General features: G+C 47.5%; 16 protein-coding genes. 9 read left to right on the top strand and 7 right to left on the bottom strand.

The annotated features are described in order from the left end of the window. Positions 1-28: 28 nt before the first annotated feature. From odhB to sucD, 3 genes are all read left to right on the top strand, one after another. The gene (odhB, locus tag SSED_RS14705; RefSeq protein ID WP_012143150.1) at positions 29-1,216 is read left to right on the top strand and encodes a 2-oxoglutarate dehydrogenase complex dihydrolipoyllysine-residue succinyltransferase; all 1,188 of its coding nucleotides are present in this window, start codon (positions 29-31) and stop codon (positions 1,214-1,216) included. Between the two features lie 113 nt (positions 1,217-1,329). Then, the gene (sucC, locus tag SSED_RS14700) at positions 1,330-2,496 is read left to right on the top strand and encodes an ADP-forming succinate--CoA ligase subunit beta (protein ID WP_012143149.1); all 1,167 of its coding nucleotides are present in this window, start codon (positions 1,330-1,332) and stop codon (positions 2,494-2,496) included. Beyond that, positions 2,496-3,368 (top strand): succinate--CoA ligase subunit alpha, encoded by an 873-nt coding sequence (sucD, locus tag SSED_RS14695; protein ID WP_012143148.1) that lies wholly within the window; start codon positions 2,496-2,498, stop codon positions 3,366-3,368. Before sucC ends, sucD begins: the two co-directional genes overlap by 1 nt. Positions 3,369-3,522: 154 nt before the next feature. Here sucD and fur read toward each other — a convergent pair whose 3' ends face one another. Continuing rightward, a complete protein-coding gene (fur, locus tag SSED_RS14690) occupies positions 3,523-3,954 on the bottom strand; it encodes a ferric iron uptake transcriptional regulator (protein WP_012143147.1) in 432 nt (143 codons plus the stop codon). 584 nt (positions 3,955-4,538) lie between these two features. On the opposite strand from fur, the gene cobB reads away from it, so the two are divergent. Together cobB and SSED_RS14680 are read left to right on the top strand one after the other, a co-directional pair. After that, entirely contained in the window at positions 4,539-5,315 is a 777-nt protein-coding gene (cobB, locus tag SSED_RS14685; RefSeq protein ID WP_012143146.1) for a Sir2 family NAD+-dependent deacetylase, read from the top strand. Then, positions 5,315-5,806 (top strand): ATP-binding protein, encoded by a 492-nt coding sequence (locus SSED_RS14680; protein ID WP_012143145.1) that lies wholly within the window; start codon positions 5,315-5,317, stop codon positions 5,804-5,806. Before cobB ends, SSED_RS14680 begins: the two co-directional genes overlap by 1 nt. Positions 5,807-5,874: 68 nt before the next feature. Here the strand turns inward: SSED_RS14680 and SSED_RS14675 are convergent, their stop codons facing one another. Next, positions 5,875-6,117: a hypothetical protein gene (locus SSED_RS14675; protein WP_041421716.1), complete on the bottom strand. Its 243-nt coding sequence runs from the start codon at positions 6,115-6,117 to the stop codon at positions 5,875-5,877. Positions 6,118-6,207: 90 nt separating this feature from the next. After that, positions 6,208-6,699, bottom strand: coding sequence for a GNAT family N-acetyltransferase (locus tag SSED_RS14670; RefSeq protein ID WP_012143143.1), 492 nt, complete (start codon positions 6,697-6,699; stop codon positions 6,208-6,210). Positions 6,700-7,081: 382 nt separating this feature from the next. Here SSED_RS14670 and nrdG point away from each other — a divergent pair, with 382 nt between their 5' ends. Together nrdG and nrdD are read left to right on the top strand one after the other, a co-directional pair. Further along, entirely contained in the window at positions 7,082-7,534 is a 453-nt protein-coding gene (nrdG, locus tag SSED_RS14665) for an anaerobic ribonucleoside-triphosphate reductase activating protein (protein ID WP_012143142.1), read from the top strand. Between the two features lie 12 nt (positions 7,535-7,546). Next, a complete protein-coding gene (nrdD, locus tag SSED_RS14660; protein ID WP_012143141.1) occupies positions 7,547-9,367 on the top strand; it encodes an anaerobic ribonucleoside-triphosphate reductase in 1,821 nt (606 codons plus the stop codon). Positions 9,368-9,462: 95 nt separating this feature from the next. Here nrdD and SSED_RS14655 read toward each other — a convergent pair whose 3' ends face one another. From SSED_RS14655 to eco, 4 genes are all read right to left on the bottom strand, one after another. After that, complete coding sequence (locus SSED_RS14655; protein ID WP_012143140.1) at positions 9,463-10,758, bottom strand: cytosine deaminase; 1,296 nt, start codon at positions 10,756-10,758, stop codon at positions 9,463-9,465. Positions 10,759-10,768: 10 nt separating this feature from the next. After that, on the bottom strand, positions 10,769-12,034 hold the full coding sequence (gene codB, locus SSED_RS14650) for a cytosine permease (protein ID WP_012143139.1): 1,266 nt from the start codon (positions 12,032-12,034) through the stop codon (positions 10,769-10,771). A gap of 532 nt (positions 12,035-12,566) precedes the next feature. After that, entirely contained in the window at positions 12,567-12,989 is a 423-nt protein-coding gene (locus tag SSED_RS14645) for a lipoprotein (RefSeq protein ID WP_012143138.1), read from the bottom strand. A 259-nt stretch (positions 12,990-13,248) separates the two neighbouring features. After that, positions 13,249-13,836 (bottom strand): serine protease inhibitor ecotin, encoded by a 588-nt coding sequence (gene eco, locus SSED_RS14640; protein WP_012143137.1) that lies wholly within the window; start codon positions 13,834-13,836, stop codon positions 13,249-13,251. 279 nt (positions 13,837-14,115) lie between these two features. Here eco and SSED_RS14635 point away from each other — a divergent pair, with 279 nt between their 5' ends. Together SSED_RS14635 and SSED_RS14630 are read left to right on the top strand one after the other, a co-directional pair. After that, entirely contained in the window at positions 14,116-16,320 is a 2,205-nt protein-coding gene (locus tag SSED_RS14635; RefSeq protein WP_012143136.1) for a molybdopterin oxidoreductase family protein, read from the top strand. A 35-nt stretch (positions 16,321-16,355) separates the two neighbouring features. Further along, positions 16,356-18,416, top strand: a complete 2,061-nt coding sequence (locus SSED_RS14630) for a DmsC/YnfH family molybdoenzyme membrane anchor subunit (protein WP_012143135.1) — start codon at positions 16,356-16,358, stop codon at positions 18,414-18,416. Positions 18,417-18,637 lie beyond the last annotated feature (221 nt).

The raw sequence follows: 18,637 nt of genomic DNA, 5'->3' as shown, positions 1-18,637 counted from the left end.
AATAGATAATTTAAAAGGATAGCTCCCCATGAGTATCGAAATTAAGGTACCCGTATTGCCAGAATCAGTTGCCGATGCAACTATTGCTACTTGGCACGTTCAAGCTGGTGAACAAGTTTCTCGTGATCAAAACTTGGTTGATATCGAAACCGATAAAGTTGTACTCGAAGTTGTGGCCCCTGAAGATGGTCAAATAGCGGAATTCTTAGCCGAAGAGGGGGATACCGTCCTCGGTGAAGCCGTTATCGCTAAATTTGTTGCCGGCGCCGTAGCGGGGCAGGAAGTGACTAAAGCCGAAGCCGAAGCCGCGACTCCGGAGGTTTCTGAAGACTCTAATGACGCACTAAGCCCATCTGTTCGTCGCCTGATTGCCGAGCATAATCTTGATGCCGGTAAGCTAAAAGGTACGGGTGTTGGTGGTCGTATCACCAAAGAAGATGTCGAAGCTTTCGTTAAAAACGCAAAAGCAACGCCAGCTCCAGCCAGCGCACCAGCGGCTATTGCACCTTTAGCAGAGCGTAGCGAGAAGCGTGTTCCGATGACGCGTCTTCGTAAGACGATTGCTAACCGTCTTCTTGAAGCTAAAAACTCAACGGCTATGCTGACGACGTTTAACGAAGTTAACATGAAGCCAATCATGGATATCCGTAAGCAGTATCAGGAGATCTTTGAGAAGCGTCATGGTATTCGTTTAGGCTTTATGTCTTTCTACGTAAAAGCTGTGACAGAAGCACTAAAACGTTTCCCTGAAGTTAACGCCTCTATCGATGGCGATGACTTGGTGTATCACAACTACTTCGACGTTAGCATCGCGGTATCTACGCCACGTGGCCTTGTAACCCCGGTGCTTCGTGATACAGATACGATGAGCCTGGCCGATATCGAACGTAATGTTCGTGAATTAGCCATCAAAGGCCGTGACGGTAAGCTAACTGTAGCCGACATGACCGGCGGCAACTTCACCATCACTAACGGTGGTGTATTTGGCTCACTCATGTCGACACCTATTTTGAACCTGCCACAAAGCGCAATCTTAGGCATGCATGCCATTAAAGATCGCCCAATGGCAGTCAATGGGCAGGTTGAAATACTGCCTATGATGTACCTGGCACTATCTTATGACCACCGTATTGTCGATGGTCGTGAGTCTGTTGGATTCTTGGTTGCCATTAAGGACTTCCTCGAAGACCCAACTCGTTTACTGCTTGATTTATAATAATAGCGCAGTGACACCCTACTCATTATCTCAATGAGATAATGAGTAATACCCTCGTTACTGGCCCCAAAAGAGCCAGTTGGATTTGATAAGAAGTATACGGATAGATCATCATGAATTTGCATGAGTATCAGGCAAAAGCCCTATTTGCCGAATATGGTTTACCAGTGTCAGAAGGTTTTGCTTGTGACACACCTCAAGAAGCTGTTGAAGCGGCAGGCCGTATTGGCGGAGATATGTGGGTTGTTAAGTGTCAAGTACACGCAGGCGGCCGTGGTAAAGCAGGTGGCGTTAAAGTTACAGGCTCTAAAGATGAGATCAGAGCATTTGCTGAACATTGGTTAGGTAAGAACTTAGTTACTTACCAGACTGATGAGAAAGGCCAGCCAGTCGCTAAGATTTTAGTCGAAAGCTGTACTGACATTGCGAATGAATTGTACCTGGGTGCAGTTGTAGACCGTTCAACACGTCGCGTCGTGTTTATGGCGTCTACCGAAGGTGGTGTTGAAATTGAGACTGTGGCTGAAGAAACGCCAGAGCTTATTCACAAAGCCATCATCGATCCACTAACCGGTCCTCAGCCTTACCAGGCGCGCGATCTTGGATTCAAGCTAGGTCTAAACCCGACTCAAATGAAGCAATTCACTAAAGTCTTTATGGGTTTAGCGAAAATGTTTGAAGATCATGATTTTGCACTGCTTGAAATCAACCCATTAGTTATTACCGACGAAGGCAATATTCACTGTCTAGATGGTAAGATCGGTATCGATGGTAATGCATTGTTCCGTCAAGAGAAGATTCGTGACATGCACGATCCATCGCAAGATGATGCTCGTGAAGCGCATGCGGCTAAGTTTGAACTTAACTATGTTGCACTAGACGGAAACGTGGGTTGCATGGTTAACGGCGCAGGCCTGGCTATGGGTACGATGGATATCGTAAACTTGCATGGTGGCAAGCCTGCTAATTTCTTAGATGTAGGTGGCGGGGCGACTAAAGAGCGTGTAGCTGAAGCATTTAAGATCATTCTGTCAGATGACAATGTTAAAGCCGTACTGGTTAACATTTTCGGTGGAATCGTTCGTTGTGACATGATCGCTGAAGGTATTATTGGCGCAGTGAAAGAGGTTGGTGTAACTGTACCTGTTGTCGTTCGTCTTGAAGGTACTAACGCCGATCTTGGTCGTGATGTACTGGCAAGTTCTGATCTCGATATCATCGCAGCTACAAGTCTAACTGACGCAGCTGAGCAAGTTGTTAAAGCTGCGGAGGGCAAATAATGTCTATCTTAATCAATAAAGATACTAAAGTTATCTGTCAGGGTTTCACTGGCGGTCAAGGTACTTTCCACTCTGAGCAAGCTATCGATTATGGTACGCAGATGGTCGGTGGTGTATCACCAGGGAAAGGCGGTCAGGTTCACTTAGGTCTTCCGGTATTTAATACTGTTAAAGATGCCGTAGCTGAAACAGGTGCAACAGCAACTGTTATCTATGTACCTGCACCATTTTGTAAAGATGCGATTCTTGAAGCGATTGACGGTGGCATTGAGCTAATCGTTTGTATCACTGAAGGGATCCCAACGTTAGATATGCTTCAGGTTAAAGTTAAGCTTGAAGAGACTGGCGTTCGCATGATCGGTCCTAACTGTCCGGGTGTTATCACACCGGGTGAGTGTAAGATTGGTATCATGCCTGGTCACATCCATAAGCCTGGTAAAGTCGGTATTGTTTCTCGCTCAGGTACGCTTACGTATGAAGCGGTTAAGCAGACTACTGATGAAGGTTTCGGTCAGTCTACTTGTGTAGGTATCGGTGGTGACCCAATTCCCGGTACTAACTTCATCGACGTTTTGGAGATGTTCCAAAATGATCCGCTAACCGAAGCTATCGTAATGATTGGTGAAATTGGTGGTACTGCTGAAGAAGAAGCAGCTGAATATATCCAGGCTAACGTGACTAAGCCTGTTGTTTCATACATTGCCGGTGTTACAGCACCTGAAGGTAAGCGTATGGGCCACGCTGGCGCGATTATCGCCGGCGGTAAGGGTACGGCTGAAGACAAGTTTGCCGCTCTTGAAGCCGCAGGTGTGACTACGGTTCGTTCACTTGCTGAAATCGGTAAAGCGTTACGTACTAAGACGGGTTGGTAATTTTAATTACTCGTTTAAAGAAGGCGCCTTTGGCGCCTTTTTTGTTAGCTATCAGACACAAAAAAACCAGCAATAAGCTGGTTTTTAACTTTCAAGTATCTGTCGAGGCCTGGTTCATTTGTTCAATGCTTCAGGCCCAAACTTAGACCTAGTATCAGGCGTCGCCGTGATCGCACTCATCATTAGTGCAAACACCATAGAGATATAAGCTATGGTTGGTCAGCTTAATGTTGTGTTTCATGGCAATTTCGTCTTGGCGAGATTCGATGACATCATCTGAAAACTCGATAACTTTACCACAAGACAGACAAACCAAATGATCATGGTGATGCTGCGTAGCCAGTTCAAATACGGCCTTACCACTCTCGAAATGGTGACGTGTCACGATACCTGCATCATCAAACTGGTTCAGCACGCGGTATACGGTTGCAAGACCGATCTCTTCACCTATATCGAGTAAGGTCTTATACAGATCTTCTGCGCTGATGTGCTGATTTTCCGGTCCTTGCATCAGTTCTAGGATCTTGACTCGTGGTAAGGTAACTTTCAAACCCGCCTTCTTTAGCGCTAGATTTCCATCTGTCATTACTAATCTCTTGATTGCAGAACCATTAGCCAAGCCAATATCGGTTCATTTGTGAATACTGGAATCTATTATATGTGTACAAATTGAAAACATAAACCTTTGATCTTGCTTTCTGGCTGCTTAAATAAATAAATTGTATAAAACTCCCTCATAATGTCGATAAAACCTGTTTTTTAAGCTTACATTTTGTATTGTTATTCTTAGTGTTATACCCAAACCACTTCAAAATGCAGAATTCAGCATGTCGAGAAGTGACAGAGTTCAAGACATGAAATAGTAGGACTAGTTATTCTAATTCAATATTTCATAACGTAGAAAAATGTTGCTTCTCGCCTTGCCCTGCGGGAGCTCTGAAACGAGCATCTTGAGGTAGCTTGGGTATATACTAATGACCAATATCCAGGAGAGAGAATTTTAGGCAAAATTGTTCCTATCTACTCAAGCTATTTCGTCATATCGGGTTAAGAGTTCTGTGGGATTGTTCAACAATTGCGCTTAACGGGTCTAATCTGTTTTTGACCTGAGTGTTGGTAGGCTTAATGAGAGTGAGCCGTTTGACGTGACAATAATTAGAAGGACTGAAGATGTATCGGCAGATAGTGGTATTAACCGGGGCTGGAATTTCAGCTGAATCGGGCTTGAGAACATTCAGGGATCAAGATGGGCTATGGGAAGAGCATAAAATTGAAGATGTCGCTACGCCGGAAGGCTATGCCGCAGATCCTGAGTTGGTCGAAGGTTTTTACAATAATCGCTGGAAGCAACTCCACGGGGGTGATGTTGAGCCCAATAAAGCTCACACAGCGCTTGCCCGTCTCGAGCAAGAATTTGATGGCGACCTGTTAGTTGTAACCCAGAATATCGATGATCTCCATGAGCGGGCTGGTTCCCGCCGCTTGCTGCATATGCATGGTGAACTCTCTAAGGGCCGTTGTCCGCGCTCCAGACAGACATTTCTGCTGCGAGACCCTTTCGGCCCGGAGCATACCTGTACCTGTTGTATTCCGGCCCAGAGGCTGCGTCCACATGTCGTGTGGTTTGGAGAGATGCCGATAGGGTTAGATAGAATCCAGCATGCTTTAGACACCTGCGATCTCTTTATCGCTATCGGTACCTCTGGTTCGGTCTATCCGGCGGCAGGTTTTGTAGACACGGCCAACCATCATGGCGCACAAACCGTTGAGGTAAACTTAGTGGAAGCGGATCGTCATAGTCAGTTTCAATATCACCTTCAGGGTAAGGCCAGCGCCATTTTGCCTGAATTAGTCGAAAAAATATTGTCGGGTAACATTATTAGTAACAAGGAAATGAGTAACCAGGAAGATAAGCCTACTCCTGCTTTCTTAAGTAATGCCAACTAATGGAACCCTCTTTCAGTCATGTACAAGCAATAGAGCCGAGTGAGCCATTAAAGCTCGCCATCATCATGCGCGGGCTTCCCGGAAGCGGTAAGTCCCACTGGGTTGATAAGTTTATCTCCGGCCAAACACTCGAGGTCGCCGACAAGGTTCGGCGCTCGGGGCTTTTTTCAACCGATAGCCAGTTTTACCGGGATGGAAAGTACCGGTTTGACAGCAAGCGGCTCTCTGAGTATCACCAGCGTAATCTGACCGGGTTTATTCAAGCGCTATCGGCCTGCGTGCCGATAGTTATCTGTGACAATACCAACTTAACCCGCTGGGAGTCGATGGCGTATGAAGCGGCGGCGAAGGCGCTGGGCTATCGGGTTCGCTATATGTTAATTGGTGATCCTCAAGATGAGGCGCACCAGGCCGTGTGTGCTGAGCGTAACGGCCATGGTGTGCCGTTAGAACAGATAAAGCGGATGGCGAAGCAGTTCGAAGCGTTTTAATTTGCGGCAGGCTCAGGAGCCAGGCTGCTAGTTAACCGCCATGGGTGAGGACTATAGTCCCGCTTAAATCAGCGGGGCTTTACTTGCTTCGATTGCAGATGAAGCACTATCTCATCTCTCAGCTCATCGATAAGCTCTTTATTGCTCTGTTGCTTCAAGGCGACCCAACCATCTGTTCCCATCACATCTATTGCGTGAATATTGAGCTCATTGCACATGTCGCCGTTACAGCAGCCGCTTAAGGTCCACTCACCGGATAACCTGTAAATGCCTTTGGTTGTATGTAGCCTGCTAATCGTAAATGCCGTCATCACTCTTCCTTTCCTTCTGACAGCTTGTGCCGTTTACAGCTGACGTTTCATATAACGTTTCATACGTTTAGGTGGTTTTCGTGTCGGTGTTTAGCTGGAGACTCTTGCCATCAGATAGGCGTCGACATACTGTCCATCGCGAAATGCATAGTTTTTTGCCGTCCCCTCCTTCACAAAGCCGGACTTCTCATACAGGGCGATAGCGGCCTCATTATCCGTGTATACCTCGAGTTCAATTCGCGTCACTGAAAGCCAGTTGTTAGCAAGATCGACCATAGCCGCCAACAGTTTAGCGCCAATGCCTTGGTTTTGTTGGTTGCTGCAGACAGCCATTCCGATATTACCCACATGTCTGCGGCGGGGAGAGCTCATGAGCTGCATGCCAATCTGGCCGACTATGATCCCGTTAGCCTCAGCGACCAGGCTGTAACTGTCTTTATTTGGCTCAGCGAGTCGCTGCTCCCACAATTGTTGAGAAGGATAGGGGAGTTGCAGCGTGCCCGAATAGGCTCCTGGTTGAGCATAAAGGGCCTGTATACCGACAAAATCATTAGGCTCTGTGTGTCTGATTGTCACTTCCATCTTCAGCTTCCTGCTAATTAATATGCTTGATCTTTATGCCTGCTCCCCGATACAGAACTGCACCGGTAGAGGCGATGAAATAGCTTGTTAAACAGACTCTCATAATCAATGCCTGAAATGAAGAGAACCAGATGATTTAACCTTTATCACGGAGCTGGATTCAAGCGCTTTAAAAGCACTTTAACGTTATCTGAACGGAGCGTGTTTTGCCTTCCCTAGTTGCTTTTTGGGATGACCGCAAGTCGATCACATCATCAATTTTATCAAACTTAAAATACTTGCCTGAAGTTTGACCAGTATCAAGAGTTCTCCATATTGCATGTTCACAGATTACTATATCTTGTGTATGTTTTTGGTTTAAGCACTATATATAGGTGTGAGTATGTTTAACTCTTTACCTGCTCAAGTTGTCATGCAAGAGGTTCCCGGTGAGATTTCGTTGCTGTTTAGCATTACCGGTTGTGATGTTGGCTGTAAAGGGTGCCACTCGACAGAGCTTTGGAATGAGGAGTATGGCGAGCCGTTGAGTGAGGAATGTTACAGAGCCTATCTCAACCAATATCGCGGCTATGTCAGCTGTATTTTGTTCTTCGGTGGAGAGTGGCAGCCGAAGCAGTTAAGTGAGTATCTGGCACTCGCAAAAAAGATGGGGTTTAAAACCTGTCTATACACAGGGCGAGAACGGGTCGAGCAGGAGATCCGCGCTCAACTGGATTTTCTCAAAACCGGTGAGTTCGACCATCAAGTTGGCGGACTCGATAGTCCCGGTACAAACCAGAAGTTTTACGATTTAGCTCAAAATAAAATAATTAATTATAAATTCATTAACGATTAAGGATATCAAATAATGGAACACATACCCTCGGCGCTCATCGAAGAGAAAGTACAATTTATACAAGATTACATCGATGCCAGTAATGCCGCAGATGGGTCTAAGTATGATGCCAACGCCAATGTCAGCAGTAAAAATCTGGCGACACTCGAGACCGAGCTGAATAAGGATATCAATATTGCGGTAAACCGGCGTCTGATGAAGAGCCAGATCGCAAACCTGTTCGATTCATCTCTGGCCGAGGAGTATGAGGGTAGCATCAATGAACATCTGATCTATGCCCACGATGAAAGCTCACTAAAGCCCTATTGTGTGAGTCTCTCTCTCTATCCCATGTTGCTCGATGGGCTGACTAAGTTGGGAGGTGAGTCTTTAGCTCCCCTTCACTTAGAATCTTTTTGCGGTTGCTTTGTTAACTTAGTATTTGCCGTCAGCGCACAATTTGCCGGTGCGGTGGCGACGGTTGAGTTTTTAACCTACTTCGACCATTTTGCCCGTAAAGACTATGGCGATGATTATACCGTCATCGCCAAAGATAAGATTGAGGCGCACCTGCAACACGTGGTCTATAGCCTGAACCAGCCAGCTGCAGCGCGGGGTTATCAATCCGTATTCTGGAATATCTCTCTGTTCTCGGAGGACTTTCTCAATGCCATGTTTGAGAACTTCGTGTTCCCGGATGGTGATGCGCCCAACTGGCAATCGATCAACAAACTGCAGCACTTCTTCATGGACTGGTTTGGCAGAGAGCGAGAGATAGCCTTGCTGACGTACCCTGTTGTTACGGCCGCTATGTTGACCAACCAAGGTCAGGTAGCGGATGTGGAGTTTGCTGAGTTTTGCAGCGATCAGATGTCGAAAGGGAATAGCTTCTTCGTCTATATGTCTGAAAACGCAGATTCATTAGCGTCCTGTTGTCGTCTGCGTAATGAAATCGCCGATAACAGCTTCTCCTATACCTTAGGCGCAGGTGGGGTTGCGACGGGCTCTATCAATGTAATTACGCTGAATTTAAGCCGGGTTATCCAGCAGGGTAAAGATCTTCGCAGTGAGATTGAAAAGATTCAAAAGTATCAGGTGGCTTACAGAAAGCTGATGGAGCACTACCAGGCGTGTGGCATGCTCCCTGTGTATGATGCTGGCTTTATTCATCTCGATAAGCAGTTTTTAACCATAGGCATTAACGGTATGGTCGAGGCTGCGGAGTCTCAAGGCATAGTTGCGGGCAATAATGGTGACTATAAGGCATTCGTAGAGCGCCAGCTTAAGATCATCTACCAGGCCAATAAAGATGCGACTAAACGCTGGGGATACAAATTTAATACCGAATTTGTACCGGCGGAAAACTTAGGCGTCAAGAACGCTAAATGGGACAGAAAAGCCGGGCTTAAGGTCAACCGAGACTGCTACAACTCCTACTTCTATCCGGTAGAGGATGAATCAATAAACCTGGTGGATAAGTTTGTGCTCCATGGTAAAGAGCTGACACAGTTTCTCGACGGAGGGTCGGCGCTGCACCTGAATCTGGACGAAAACCCGGATCCCGAGCAGTACTTCAAGATATATCAGATAGCGGCAAGGACAGGGTGTAACTACTGGACGACGAATGTGAAGGTGACCATCTGTAACAGCTGCAATCATATCGATAAACGAACCTTACACGCCTGTAGTGTCTGTAACAGTCAAGATATCGATTGGGCGACGCGGGTGATAGGCTACCTCAAGAAGGTCACGAGTTTCAGCGAGCCAAGACAGAAGGAGCACGCGTTGAGACATTATCATCGTGAAGAGACTAAGTATCATAGTGAAGAATCTAAGTTGCAGAAAGTGAGCTAGCCTCACTCGTTATGGTTGTTTGATGAAAAAGGACAAAGGCTGAGGAAAATGCGCCTTGTCCTTTTTTATGGCTTTGCCATCGAACTTATTACCGATTAACGACGAAAGGTAACCTCTTCGGTTTCTGTCAGATGTATCTGAGTGGTCGCGATTTGTGTCTGAGCTAAGACTCTGCCGTGACGTATCGAGAAGCGCACCGGGACTTGGCGACGAACGGCATCGAAACCATTATCTGCGGGGAGAATAAGCAGGCTACCGGGTCTTCCTGATTCGATGCCATATTGGTCCTGAATATTGAGCGTGCGCGCCGACTTGCTGCTGATAAGGGCCAAGGAGTCATTTATCTGCTCGTATCCCATTATCTGACACACATGCAGGCCCATATGTAGTACCTGTAGCATGTTAGCCGTACCAAGCGGATACCAGGGATCGAAGATATCATCATGGCCGAAGCAGACATTAATATCTGCGGCTAACATCTCTTTCACCCTGGTGATGCCGCGGCGTTTAGGATAATCGTCGAAACGTCCCTGAAGATGTATGTTAACCAGTGGGTTGGCCACAAAATTTATCCCTGACATCTTAAGCAGACGGAACAGGCGAGACGCATAGGCACCGTTGTAGGAGTGCATGGCCGTAGTATGGCTCGCCGTTACACGCTCACCCATATCAAATTTATGGGCCAGGGCGGCGACGGTTTCGACGAAACGTGACTGCTCATCATCTATCTCGTCACAGTGGACATCGATGAGTCTGTCATATTTACGGGCCAGTTCGAATACGTAGTGCAGGGACTCGACACCATATTCGCGGGTAAACTCGAAATGGGGGATGGCGCCAATGGCATCGGCCCCGAGCTTTACCGCCTCTTCGAGCAGCTCCTTACCATTGGGATAAGATAAGATCCCCTCCTGAGGGAAGGCGACAATCTGAATATCGACCCACTCCTTCATCTCCTCCTTCACCTCTAACATGGCCTTCAGGGCTATGAGGGTCGGGTCGGAGACATCGACATGGGTTCTGACATGCTGAATACCATTGGCTATCTGCCATTTAAGCGTCTGCTTCGCGCGGGATTTCACATCTTCGATAGAGAGCTGTGATTTTCGTTCGCTCCAACGCTCAATGCCTTCAAATAGGGTGCCTGAAATGTTCCAGCTTGGCTCACCTGCGGTCTGGGTGGTATCTAAGTGAACATGAGGTTCACAGAAAGGGGCGATAGCTAAGCCGCCTTCACCATCTAACATCTCTGTGGTGGCTGGTTCGCTGAGAGTTATGGTTTCAGACATCACAGCTATTCGTTGGAATATTCCCTCTTCAATCAAGATCTGATGCAGACCATCCTTGTCTTGAAGCCTAATGTTTTTGATCAGCATATTCGAAGCTGGCATCGTATTTTCCTTATGCATTTGGCGCAGTGTTATCAGTTGATTTTATTGATCTGTTGTTTGTCATATGTTTAAGCACTGAATCTAAAAACAGGTAGCTTACCGCGCCTGCGACGACGGCATTGATAGGGACGATGCCGGGTAACAGATGGCCGGCCATAACGCCGATTGCGACACCCGAAATGGCGGCCCAATTAACCGTTTCGAATTGAGCGTTGGCAAAGTCTTTATACTTATCGCGGTTTCTCAGGAAATCCGCAATGATAATGCCACCGATTGGCGGTATGGCGGCGGACAGGAAGGTGAGCCAACCGACGAAGTTATTATATAGCCAAAGTGCGCAAAGGGTGCCAATTATGCCGTTAGCGACAGAGAGGTATCTGCTTGGTAATCCGGTGATGTTGGAAAACCCTAAACCCGATGCATACAGGGCATTGTCATTGGTGGTCCAGATATTTAACCCCAGTATGATGATGGCGGGGATCAATAACCCCTGGGCTATCATCACCTCGGATATATCGGACTGTCCTGTTGCCGCCGCACCCGCCGCGCCAAAGATAAACATCAGTGAGTTACCGATGAAAAAGGCGAACATGGTGACAAACACCGCATTCATAGGCTTCTTGCCGAAGCGCACAAAATCGGCGGTCAATGTGCCAGCGGAGATAAACGAGCCAACCACTAACACCAACGCAGTTGAAAACTCCATGGGCTTATCGGGGGTGAATGCCATGAGACCATCTACTCCTCCCATAGTGTCAACGGCTTGCAGTACCGAGAAACCGCCGAACAGGGCGATAGCGGGGACGGCAATGGCGGATAGGATCATGATGGCAGCAATGCCGAAGTAAACGGTGGCGGTCATAAGCAGACCCGAGATAATGATGAGGAGGTTAGTGTCTATGCCTGTTGCCTTATGCACCGGGATGGCAAACATGGCGACCCCAACACCGAACCAACCCACTTGTGTGCCGCCAAGAATAAGAGAGGGAAGCCAGGAGCCTTTTAAACCGAAGGAGTAACGAGCGAGGAGGTGGGTTGAGAGGCCGGATTGAGCACCGATGTAACCAAGAAATGAAGTATAAATGCCGAGAATTAAATTACCGATGAGAACCGCGAGAATAAAATCATTGAAGGAGAGTCCGGTTCCCAGTGTCCCTCCCGTCCACATACTTGCTGAAAAGAAGGTCAATCCCAGCATCACCATGGTGAGAGAGAGGATACCTTTACGTGCCGATTGTGGAACCGGCCCTAAACTATAATTGTTGTCGCCTGCCATCTGTTACCCTCAGTGGTTTGTTGGATAAATATTGCGGCTTACCTGAAAGCTTCTCGTTTATAAATAAATCATAAGGATCTTGTTTTATAGCGTCTCAGACAAACGGCGCGTATTCTAGAGATAAACAAAACTTTGTCAATGATATTTTTGAGGTGGATTTGGAATGGTCTTTTTTGTTATTTGAGATTATCTTTTAATTTAGATGTTAATAGTATTTGTTGTTAGGTAAGTTATGTTTAATTACTTTTATACGGAGTATTTTGTTACGTGTTGCCGCTTAAATGTTGAGGGTGGTGCTTGTAACTGTTAATTGCTTTGGTTGGGATAAGTTCCCGATATCTAACCTTGAATGACAAAGTGGGCGAGAGTCTACAGGAGGGACCAGCAGGGGGGATAACTGGAGTGCTAACGACGAGTAATCGGGCGATACTCATCGTTAGTCAGTGAGCAGCAGTTGTCATTAATCGTTAAACAATTGCTGGCCAGCAAGTATTACGCCCGAATCCAATGCCTTGTAGGCATCATCTTTCCATCATGACTTGCTTAAGTGACACTCTACCTTCAACTCATTGCAGATCCTGAATATGCCTTGTTTCATCGATGCTATGTGGCTGTCTGTATCAATGCGGGCATCGGATGCAAGGATTAGCTGAGAATGCCCGGCGTCCAGTTTTGATATTTTAATGCTGACAGCATATGAGTCTTTAGTTGTCTCCTTAACTAGCTCAATCACTCTTTCTCGCTCATTTTTCGATGTGATCTCAAGTTCAGTGTTGTTCTCGATCGTATCTACCGCAACGCGATAAACATTATCGGCTTTCGCCTTTATATTGACCGTGGCGACCTTATGTTGTGAGCTCGTATAATAGACGATAGAGCCAAGGGCTAAAGCGCCTAAGCCAGCGCAGCCAGAAAGTTGTGATGCGAACAGGATAATTAAAAGTAGACGTTTCATGATAATAAAATAAAATGCTGGTAAGTTTGTGGAAAATACATCGTCATCAAGCGAGTGGCCAGGGAAATATTTTATAGAGGTTGTTTGTAACGCTGGATAAATGCTATTTGTTACACTTGTTAGTGTTGCGTGTATTTTTGTTTTGTTAGGTTTAAATATTTACCATGATGTTCAAAGCCAAGATGTTATCTTGGCTTTGATTATTTAATCGCGTTAATGAATGATTAAAACCAGCGGACTAAATCTTACTTGTTGACCGTTAACTATTTTCAGCTACAGCTGATTTTGAATAGTTGAATTGGCTCTCTACTTTCCATACACGGTATCTCAGCTCGCTCCCCTTTGGCAGATAGAAAACCTTAGCCAGACGGCTATCGTAGTTAAGCTTTAGCTCGTCTCTTATCTGCACAAACGCCTCTTTGTGCTCCTCTTTACGTATGCAGGCCATACGTGTGCTCGGTCCCTCACTGATGCTATCTACCTGATAATAGGTGTAGCCCCAACCTTTAACCGAGTGCTGCTTAAGCTCACCCGTTAGCATCTGCTGGTTACAGTCGACCATCTTGGTTTGTCCGATCTGTATCTCAACCATGTAGTTTGATTCGTCACTCAGCTCCGGCAGGGTCAAGATGTGCTGCTCCATGTTTTCATCCGGCGTTGGGAACATTTTTGTCGTTTCCTGACGTTGATAATCTGTCGATGAGAAGGCTTGGGTGGTGATCATATTCTGATTATGTCCGCTTGGGTGTACCGGGCTGGTTGCCAATGCATTAAATGAAAGAAGAGAGAGTGCTAAGGCGGTTGTTGAGAATGCGTGCTTAGCGGCTTTTAATGTCAATGAGTTCATGAATGCTCCAAAAAATAGATAGATGTGCTTGTTTAGATAACCTTATAAACGGCACAAAAAAGAAAAGGGGTTAATTATTTCGAAAATTTTTTTATTAGCAAGATTTAAAATCAGTTTGCTCAATAGGGGCTTGCACCAGTTTAAGGCGAAGGCACTGGTTTTGAGCAGGTTTTTAAGTGTGACACTTTTTATCTGGTTGATTTTAAATGGATAAATCCTGTGGCATGAGTGCTGCATTTGGTTCGGGAGAGTTAAGTTATTGGAACCGGGGCAGAAATTATGTTGTTTGGTCGCAAGAAGAGAAAGCCGATTGCAATACCCGCCAAGAAGGTGGCAGAGTGGAAATACACCACCTGTAATTATTGCTCTACGGGCTGTTCCATCGAGATAGGTTTAGATGAGCAGCAAAAGATAGTGACGACACGAGGTCATGCCGGCGCCGATGTTAACCGTGGCAAATTATGCATTAAAGGCATTCTTGAGCATGAGCTGTTCGATAGCCCGGGCCGAGGCACTGAGCCGCTTATTCGTGATAAACATTTTAACCCTTTTAAGCCCACCTCCTGGGACCATGCGCTGGATACCACGGCGCAGCAGATAAAACATATTCAGCAAAAATATGGCCGTGATGCCTTCGCTATCGTCTCGTCGGGTCAGTTGTTGACTGAAGAGTTTTATACCTTAGGCAAGTTAGCCCGTGGCGTTATCGGCACCAATAGCTATGACGGTAACACCACCTTATGTATGGCATCGGCGGTGAGCGGTTATAAACGCTCATTCGGCGCAGATGGACCGCCGGGTTGCTATGATGATTTTGAGCATACCCACTGTTTAATCGCATTTGGCTCCAACCTTCCCGAGCAACACCCCATCATCTATTGGCGTCTCAAGGAGGCACTGGAGAAGCGTCACTTCCCCTTAATTGTGGTCGACCCCCGCGTGACCATGTTGGCGCAATTTGCCGATATTCATCTGCCCATCACACCGGGCACGGATTGCGTGCTGATCAACGCCATGATGCATGTGATCATTAACGAAGGCCTGCAAGATCAGAACTATATCGATGCCCACACTCAGGGTTTCGATGAGGTTAAGGCGCTGGTTCAGGACTACAACCCTAAGCAGGCACAAGATGTGTGCGGTATCGATGAAGATACCATACGTAGTGTTGCCCGTATCTATGCTAAGGCGCCGACGGCCATGAGTATCTGGACCATGGGCATTAACCAATCGACCCATGGCTCAGATGGCGTTGCCAACATTAATAACCTGAATATGGTGACCGGTAATATTGGTAAGCCGGGGGGCACCAGTTTGTCGATCACGGGTCAGTGCAATGCCATGGGCACCCGTGAATGGTCATCCTGCTCCGGGCTGCCCGGTTATCGCTACCTTGAAAATGAAGCCGACAGGAATGAGATAGCCGAGTTCTGGGGCATAGATCCTGAGTTCTTTCCCAAGAAGCGTGGTCTCTCACAAACCGATATCTTTGCGGCCATCGAAACCGGCGAGATAAAGGGCTTATGGATCGTCGCGACCAACCCCATGACCTCAATGCCCAATACCGCGCGCATTAGAAAGGCACTGGAGAAGCTGGATTTTTTGGTGATCCAGGATGTCTATCAAGATGTGGAAACCAACCAATATTCCCACGTCTATCTTCCCGCATCGGTCTGGGCTGAAAAGGAGGGGGTACACACCAATACCGAACGCCGGGTTAACCTTATTAACAATGTGATGCCCCCCTTTAAAAATGCCAAGCCGGATTTTTGGATCTTCAATCAAATGGCCAAGCGGTTCGATAACGGTCAGATGATCCATTTTCCCGAGGCGCCCGAAGGGGCGTTCGAAGAGATGAAATACCTATCAAAGGGCAGGCTGGCCAATGGTCAGCCGAGGCAGTTAGATATCTCAGGCATGAGCTACGCCAAATTGGAGGCGGCCAAAGGGATCCAGTGGCCATACCGGGAGTATGAGGTCGGTCTTAAGGGGATCGCGAGACTCTACAGCGATGGTATTTTTCCGACGCCCAATGGTAAAGCCAACCTGCTGCCAATCAGCTTTTATAACAACAACGAGCAACCCTGTCAGGCATATCCGTTTTGGCTCAACAGTGGGCGTGTGGTGGAGCATTTTCATACCCGCACCCGCACCGGAAAAATCGGCAACTGCAATAAGTTCAGTCCAACCGCTTACATGGAGATGAACCCGGATGCGGCGCAGGCCTTGGGTGTCGAGCACCAAAGTTATGTTCGTCTCACCAGCCGCCGCGGGGACGCCGTCGTACTGGTGCAACTGACCCAAAGAGTGCCGCGCAACATGGTGTTTATCCCGTTTCATTTTCACGACTGCGTGAACCGCTTAACTCTGGGGCTGCTCGACCCACACTCGAGGCAGCCGGCATTTAAACAGTGTGCAACCCGTATCGAACCTATCGAACAGGCCGAGGCCGCACGCATCAATGCAGAGCGCCGCGCGTTTTAACGTGATAAAAACCGGGTGAATTTAAGGAGCGATTTATGAGCAGATCTACCATTGAAGGCGCAACAGATAAGGTATCTCCAAAGTGTGGGGATGTGGGTGTATATATGCCCGGGAAAACGATAAAAGCGGCATCTAATCGACCCGAAGTCGGACAGGAGCAGTTGGGGCGCTCCAACCATTGGGAGGTGCGCCCCCAAGAGCAGGCCTATGCCTATCTGCCCGATCCCGGGAATAAGAGTGAAATTGAAAACCGTTACGGCAAACGTATCGATCTGGTGGAGTTGACCGACAACCCGGTGGGGCGATCCTTGTTTATTAACGGTAATCCTGAGGTCGGGACGAATCCGGATCGTAATAAGCAACACGGTTTCTTCTTCACCGCCGATAACTGTATCGGCTGTCATGCCTGTGAGTCGGCCTGCTCGGAGAAAAATGATAATCCCGCTCATCTGGCATTTCGCTCTGTGGGTTACGTCGAAGGAGGCACCTATCCGGATCACAAGCGAATGAACATCTCCATGGCCTGTAACCACTGTGACGACCCGGTCTGTCTGAAAGGGTGTCCGACCCGGGCCTACACTAAACACGCCGAGTATGGCGCCGTCTTGCAAGACCCTGAAACCTGTTTCGGTTGCGGTTATTGTACCTGGGTGTGTCCTTACAATGCCCCGCAGCTGGATCCGGTTGAGGGACGGGTCTCTAAGTGCAACATGTGTGTCGACCGCCTCGAGGTGGGGTTAAAGCCCGCCTGTGTGTCGGCCTGTCTGGGTAATGCGCTGGATTTCGGTGTGATAGAAAATACCCCCGAAAATCGTGAGCAGTGCAAAACCACCATTCCGGGCTTTCCATCGCCCGAGATCACTCAGCCTAATATCCGTTTTCAACAAACCAAATCGCTGCCCGAGGAGATGACGCGCACCGATGATATGCCGGTTAAATACTGTAAAGGCAGCGATGGTCAATATCGTCCAAAGGTAGATCAAAAAGTCGGTAAGAAGATCTATTGGAATCTGCCTAAGCTTAACAGCCGTGAAAATCCGCTGGTCCTGTTTACTCTGCTGGTTCAGGCGGCGCTGGGCACCTTTATCATTCCTTTTTCAGGGGCTTTATTCGGCGTAGAAACCTTTAAGCTGTTTATGGCATCGAACCTCTTTCTGCCTCTGGTGCTCTTGTCGTTAGGGATGACATCATTAGGCCTGTTTATGAGCGTGACACATCTGGGTAGGCCCTTTCGTTTCTATCGTGGCTTCAATAATCTGCGTTACTCGCCCATGAGTCGTGAAGGATTCGGATTAGCGCTGTTTTCGGCCTTTTTGGGACTGACTGCGCTGCTTCTTGCACCATCCAATCTCTGGGTAAATACAATGCTGACCAGTTTAGGGCTAGACCTAACCTTGCTGACATCAACTCTGCCGCTTGAGAATGGCGTCGTAATCACCGGGCTATTGGCTAGCGCTTCGGGATTAGCGGGCTTGTATTACATGAATCAGTGTTACCAGATTAAGGCGAGGCCGTTCTGGAACCATTGGCAAACGGCGACCAGCTTTGTGGGCAACAGTTTGTCTCTGGGAGCCATGGTGAGCTGCATGGTTATGCTGCTTTCAACCGCAGTCGAGCCTTTGCCTTTGATGCGCGCAGTACAAGCATTTGGTTTCATATTTACTGCGGGACTGGTTATCGAGGCCGTAGGTCTTATCGGTCATAACCGGACATTTAATCGAAGTGAAGATGAAGGCGGCGCCGCACATTACATCCAGTGCACCAGCTTCGGTAAAACTTACCTGCTACGCAACGTGTTACTGGCCGTTAATATTCTCGCCGCGAGCGGCTTGTTATTAGCGGGCTTCTTAGAAGTGAGTGAGTCTCCGGCGAGTCAATCGATAGCAAATGAGCCGCTTTACCTCATTGCCTGGGCAAGCGTAAGTCTGATTAACCTGATCACGGCGATGATCGGCAGGGCGCTGTTTTATAACTTAGTGATCCCAACGACCATGCCTGGCGCCTTCTTCTGGAAAAACAAAGGTTTTGAGCAACACGCCAGAGACATAGGTTTAGCCGATAACCCCGCCACCGGGGTTGCACCACTTGCTCATTGACCTCAGTGGTGCTCTGAATAACAGGATGGCTTATTTAAGGTTGAAGTGTACACCGGCTCGTAGCAGGTGAAGCATATGGATAATAAAATTCATATAATACGACCTACGCAAAGCAATGTAACTGCTTGAACAAATGTGAAAATAAGTGTTCTGTTTTTTTATTGCCTGGAGGGGGGAAACGCGCATTATACTTATCTATGTATAGGGTTATCTGGCTTCGG

The organism is Shewanella sediminis HAW-EB3, assembly GCF_000018025.1.
Lineage (GTDB): Bacteria > Pseudomonadota > Gammaproteobacteria > Enterobacterales > Shewanellaceae > Shewanella > Shewanella sediminis.
This window is presented reverse-complemented; position numbering and strand designations above follow the sequence as displayed.